The sequence below is a fragment of the Pseudomonas sp. FW305-20 genome, assembly GCF_058788075.1.
This window is the reverse complement of sequence record NZ_JBYTAJ010000036.1, coordinates 51,205-57,528: the sequence shown is the minus strand read 5'-3', so window position 1 is coordinate 57,528 and position 6,324 is coordinate 51,205. Positions and strand designations below refer to the sequence as shown.

At 62.6% G+C, this 6,324-nt stretch carries 1 protein-coding gene; it reads left to right on the top strand.

The window, feature by feature from the left end:
• A partial coding sequence (locus AC3WP4_RS24215; RefSeq protein ID WP_256581787.1) for an Ig-like domain-containing protein occupies positions 1-6,310 on the top strand: 6,310 nt, incomplete at its 5' end.
• Between the last annotated feature and the right edge of the window lie 14 nt (positions 6,311-6,324).

Here is a 6,324-nt window from a genome sequence, read left to right as displayed (position 1 = left end):
CGGTGGTGGTGGCCAAGGCAGTAATGCCAGCAATGGCGGCATTGGTGGCCGGGGCGTCGGTGCGATCTGGAACAAAGGCACGCTGCTGATGACGGCCGCCAACTTCGCCGCCCTGGCCGGTAATGCCGCGGCCAGTGGTGCAGGCGGTACCGCGCAGGGCGGTGGCAGCACCGGCACCTCACCAACCGCCGTCGCGACAATCTATAACGACGGCGGCCTACTCAACACCGCGTATTCGCCGCCACCGACCGCGACCATTGTGGTCGCTGATACCACTCTTAGCATCGGCGAAACGTCCCTGGTGACCATTACCTTCTCCGAGGTGGTGACTGGTCTCACCAATGCGGACCTGACCATCGCCAACGGCACCTTGACCGCGGTAAGCAGCGGCGATGGAGGCCTTACGTGGACCGCAACGTTCACGCCGTCCGCCAGCATTTCCGATACGAGCAATGTCATCACTCTGGACAATACCGGTGTGATCAACATCCTGGGCACCGCTGGCGTCGGCACCACCAATTCCAATAACTACACGGTCGACACCGTACGCCCGACCGCCCTCATCGCGTTTACCGACACGGCCCTCAAGGTCGGCGAAACCTCCTTGGTGACTATCACCTTCAACGAAGCGGTCACCGGTCTCACCAATGCTGACCTGACGATTGCCAACGGCACCCTGACCGCGGTGAGCAGCGGCGATGGCGGGCTCACCTGGACGGGGACCTTCACGCCGAGCGCGAGCATCACCGACACAAGCAACCTGATCACCCTGGACAACACCGGCGTCAGCGACCTGGCGGGCAACGCCGGCAGCGGCACCACCGATTCCAACAACTATGCCATCGATACCGTACGGCCAACAGCGACCATCGTGGTGACGGACACCGCGCTGAGAATCGGTGAAACCTCACTGGTGACGATCACCTTCAGCGAAGCCGTCAGCGGTTTCAGCAACGCCGACCTGACCCTCGCCAATGGCACGTTGACGGCGGTGAGCAGCAGCGACGGCGGCATCACCTGGACCGCGACCTTCACCCCGAACACGAGCGTCAACGACACGACCAACCTGATCACCCTGAACAACACCGGCATAGCGGATCTGGCGGGCAACACCGGCAGCGGCACCACTGATTCGAACAACTATGCGATCGATACGCTTCGTCCAACCGCAACCATTGTGGTGGCGGACAATGCGCTGAGAATCGGCGAAACCTCGCTGGTGACCATCACCTTCAATGAAGCCGTCAGCGGTTTCACCAACGCCGACCTGACCATCGCCAACGGTACCTTGACCGCAGTGAGTAGCAGCGACGGCGGTATCACCTGGACGGCGACGTTTACCCCGACCGCCAGCATCACCGACACGACCAACCTGATCACCCTGGACAACACCGGCGTGGCGGATCTGGAGGGCAACGCCGGCAGCGGCACTACCGATTCCAACAACTTTGCGGTCGATACGGTGCGCCCGACGGCCACCATCGTGGTGACGGACACGGCGCTGAGAATCGGCGAAACCTCACTGGTGACCATCATCTTCAGTGAGGCGGTCAGCGGTTTCACCAACGCCGACCTGACCATTACCAACGGCACGTTGACCGCGGTGAGCAGCAGCGATGGCGGTATCACCTGGACCGCGACCTTCACGCCGAGTGCGAGCATCAACGACAGCACCAACCTGATCACCTTGAACAACACCGGCATCGCGGATCTGTCGGGCAACACCGGCAGCGGCACTACCGATTCCAACAACTACGCCATCGACACCGTGCGTCCGACCGCCACGATTGTGCTGGCCGATCCCACACTGATCGCGGGCGAAACCTCGCTGGTGACCATCACCTTCAGCGAAGCGGTCAGTGGTTTCACCAACGCCGACCTGACCATCGCCAACGGCACCCTGATCGCCGTGAGCAGCAGCGACGGCGGCATTACCTGGACCGCGACCTTCACACCAACCGTCGGCATAAGTGACCCGAGCAACGTCATCACCCTGAACAATACCGGTGTGGCCGACATTTCCGGCAACACCGGCAGCGGCACCACCAACTCCGGCAACTACACCATCGATACGGTGCTGCCGACCGCCACTATCGTTGTTGCCGACAACGCGCTGAGAATCGGCGAAACCTCACTGGTGACCATCACCTTCAACCAGGCCGTGACCGGTTTCACCAACGCCGATTTGACCCTCGCCAACGGCACGTTGACCGCGGTGAGCAGCAGCGACGGCGGCATCACCTGGACCGCGACTCTCACGCCGAGCGCGAGCATCACCGACACGACCAACCTGATCACCCTCGACAACACCGGCGTGCAGGCTGTCGGCACCGGTAATGTGGGCAGCGGCACCACCGACTCCAATAACTATGCTGTCGATACGGTGCGGCCAACGGCAACCATCGTGGTGACGGACACGGCGCTGAGAATCGGCGAAACCTCGCTGGTGACCATCACCTTCAGTGAGGCAGTCAGCGGTTTCACCAACGCCGACCTGACCATTACCAACGGCACCTTGAGCGCGGTGAGCAGCAGCGACGGCGGTATCACCTGGACCGCGACCTTCACGCCGAGCGCGAGCATCAACGACACCACCAACCTGATCACCTTGAACAACACCGGCATCGCGGATCTGGCGGGCAACACTGGCAGCGGCACCACCGATTCCAATAACTATGCGATCGACACGGTTCGCCCTACGGCGACCATCGTTCTGGCTGACCCGACCCTGAGTGCCGGGGAAACCTCCCTGGTGACCATCACCTTCAGCGAATCGGTCAGCGGGTTCACCAACGCTGACCTGTCCATCGCCAACGGTACATTGACGGCGGTGAGCAGCAGCGACGGCGGCATCACCTGGACCGCGACCTTCACACCAACCGGCGGCATAAGTGACCCGAGCAACGTCATCACCCTGAACAATACCGGTGTGGCCGACATTTCCGGCAACACCGGCAGCGGCACCACCAACTCCGGCAACTACACCATCGATACGGTGCTGCCGACCGCCACCATCGTCGTGGCCGACAATGCGCTGAGCGTCGGTGAAACGTCGCTGGTCACCATCACGTTCAGCGAAGCCGTCAGCGGTTTCAGCAACGCCGACCTGACCATCGCCAATGGCACGTTGACCGCGGTGAGCAGCAGCGATGGCGGCATCACCTGGACCGCGACGTTCACGCCGACGGCCAGCATCACCGACGCGACCAACCTGATCACCCTGAACAACAGCGGTGTACAAAATGCCTCGGGCAACGCAGGCAGCGGCACCACCGATTCCAACAACTACGCCATCGACACCGTGCGGCCAACCGCGACCATCGTCGTGGCGGATACCGCATTGGCGCTGGGTCAAACCACGGTGGTAACCATCACCTTCTCCGAGGCGGTGACCGGTTTCACCACCGCCGACCTCACGGCCGCCAACGGCACCCTGAGCGGCCTGAGCACCAGCGATAACATCACCTACACCGCGACCTTCACCCCGACGGCGAGCATCAACGATGCAACCAATATCATCACGCTGAACAACACCGGCATTGTGGACGGAGCCGGCAACACTGGCGCGGGCACCACCGATTCCAACAACTACGCGATCGACAGTCTGCGTCCGACCGCCACGATTGTGTTGGCCGATACGACACTGGCAGCGGGCGAAACCTCGCTGGTGACCATCACCTTCAGCGAAGCGGTCAGCGGTTTCGCCAACGCCGACCTGACCATCGCCAACGGCACCCTCACGGCGGTGAGCAGCAGCGACGGCGGCATCACCTGGACTGCGACCTTCACGCCAACCGTCGGCGTGAGTGACCCGAGCAACGTCATCACCCTGAACAATACCGGTGTGACCGACATCGCCGGCAACACCGGCAGCGGCACCACCAGTTCCGGCAACTACACCATCGATACGGTCCTGCCGACCGCCACTATCGTGCTCGCCGATAACGCGCTGAAAATCGGCGAAACATCGCTGGTGACCATTACGTTCTCGGAAGCGGTGAGCGGTTTCAGCAATGCCGACCTGACGATTGCCAACGGCACGTTGACGGCGGTGAGTAGCAGCGATGGCGGCGTCACCTGGACGGCAACATTCACCCCGACCGGCGCGATCACCGACACCAGCAACCTGATCACCCTGGACAACACGGGCGTGCAAAACGTCTCGGGCAACACCGGCAGCGGCACCACCGACTCCAACAACTACGCCATCGACACCCAGCGCCCGACGGCCACTATCGTGGTCGCAGATGCAGCGCTGGCGGTGGGGCAAACCTCGGTGGTGACCATCACCTTCTCCGAGGCGGTAACCGGTTTTACTACAGCCGACCTGACGGTGAGCAACGGTACCCTGAGCAATCTGAGCACCAGCGATAACATCACCTGGACCGCCACCCTGACGCCGACCGCGAGCGTCACCGATTCGACCAACCTCATTACCCTGGACAACACCGGAGTGATCGATGGGGCGGGCAACACCGGCAGCGGCATAACGGACTCCAACAATTACGCCATCGACAGCCAGCGCCCGACCGCGACCATTGTGTTGAGCGATACAACCCTGAAACCGGGAGAAACTGCGCTGGTGACCATCACCTTCAGCGAAGCGGTGAGCGGTTTCGACAACAGCGATTTGAGCGTCGCCAACGGCACGTTGAGCAATGTCAGCAGCAGCGACGGCGGCATCACCTGGACCGCAACGTTCACGCCTGCCATCGGCGTGACCGACACCAGCAACCTCATCACCCTGAACAATACCGGCGTCACGGACCAGGCCGGCAACGCGGGCTCGGGCACGACCAACTCCGCCAACTATGTCGTGGAAACCCAGGTGCCGACCGCCACCATCGTGGTGGCCGACAACGCCCTCAAGGCGGGTGAAACCTCAGGGGTGACCATCACCTTCAGCGAATCGGTCAGCGGTTTCACCAACGCGGACCTGAGCATTGCCAACGGCACGCTGAGCAACGTGTCGTCCAGCGATGGCGGTGTTACCTGGACCGCGACGTTCACGCCGACCGTCGATGTGACGGACACCACCAACCTGATCAGCCTCGACAACAGCGGTGTAATCAACGCGTCGGGCAACAGTGGCGTGGGCGTGACCGATTCCAACAACTACGCCATCGACACGGCGCGGCCGACGGCAACCATCGTGGTGGCGGATAACCGCTTGGGCATCGGCGAGACGACCACGGTCACCATCACCTTCACCGAGACTGTTTCAGGTTTCGACCTGTCGGACCTCAGCGTCGCCAATGGCACCTTGTCCAACCTGCTCAGCAGTGATGGCGGCAAGACCTGGACCGCCACCCTGACCCCGACCGCCAGCATCAGCGACACCACCAACCTGATCCTGCTCGACAGCAGCCTTGTGGCAGACGCCGCGGGCAACGCCGGTGCCGGGATCGCGATCTCCAACAACTACGCGCTCGATGCCACCCGGCCGACGGCAACCATCGTGGTCGCCAACCCGAACCTGGGCGTCGGTCAAACCACGCTGGTGACCATCACCTTCAGCGAAGTGGTGAGCGATTTCGACCTGTCGGACCTCAGCGTCACCAACGGCGAGCTCACCAACCTGGCCAGCAGCGACGGCGGCAAGACCTGGACCGCGACCTTCACGCCGACGGCGAGCATCACTGACCCGAGCAACTTCATTGCGCTGGACAGCAGCAACGTCAGCGACGGTTCGGGCAATACCGGCACGGGTGTGGCGGTGTCCAACAACTACACCATCGACACCGTGCCGGTGCAGACGCCTGCCGTGGTCGTGACGCCTGACCCGCTGGCCCGGATCCCACCGCCGGTCACCGTTGCCGATCAGCCCAACGTGCCACTGCAACCGATCATTTTCACGCCCCCGACCGGCGATCTCGGCTCACCGCTGACCTTTACCCCGTTGTTCGAAAGCCGCGTGATCGGCAATGGCATCCGGCCGCTGGGCGACATCTTCATGAACCACGGTGCGCTGGCCCCCAGCTTCATCGCCCAGGTGTTCAGCAGCAGTGACAGCGGCGGCGATGGCTCGGGCAATGGCTTCCTCGGCTTCGGCGGTGGCGATGGCGGGGTGTTCGGCACCAGCACGCTGTCGAGCCTGTTCAATCAGGACGCCGGCAGCGAACGAGACTCGCTGAACTCATTCGGCAGCCAGTCGATCAAGGCCGGGGATGTTTCACAGGGGCTGCGCGGCGTGTTTGGTGCGCCGAGTCTCGTCCAGCAATTGCAACAGCTCAAAGACACCGAGCAACGGCAGGTCGACAGCCTGGCCGCGGCTTTGCGACAGGTCGGCGTCAGCGAAATGCAGGCCTGAAAAAACACCTAAAA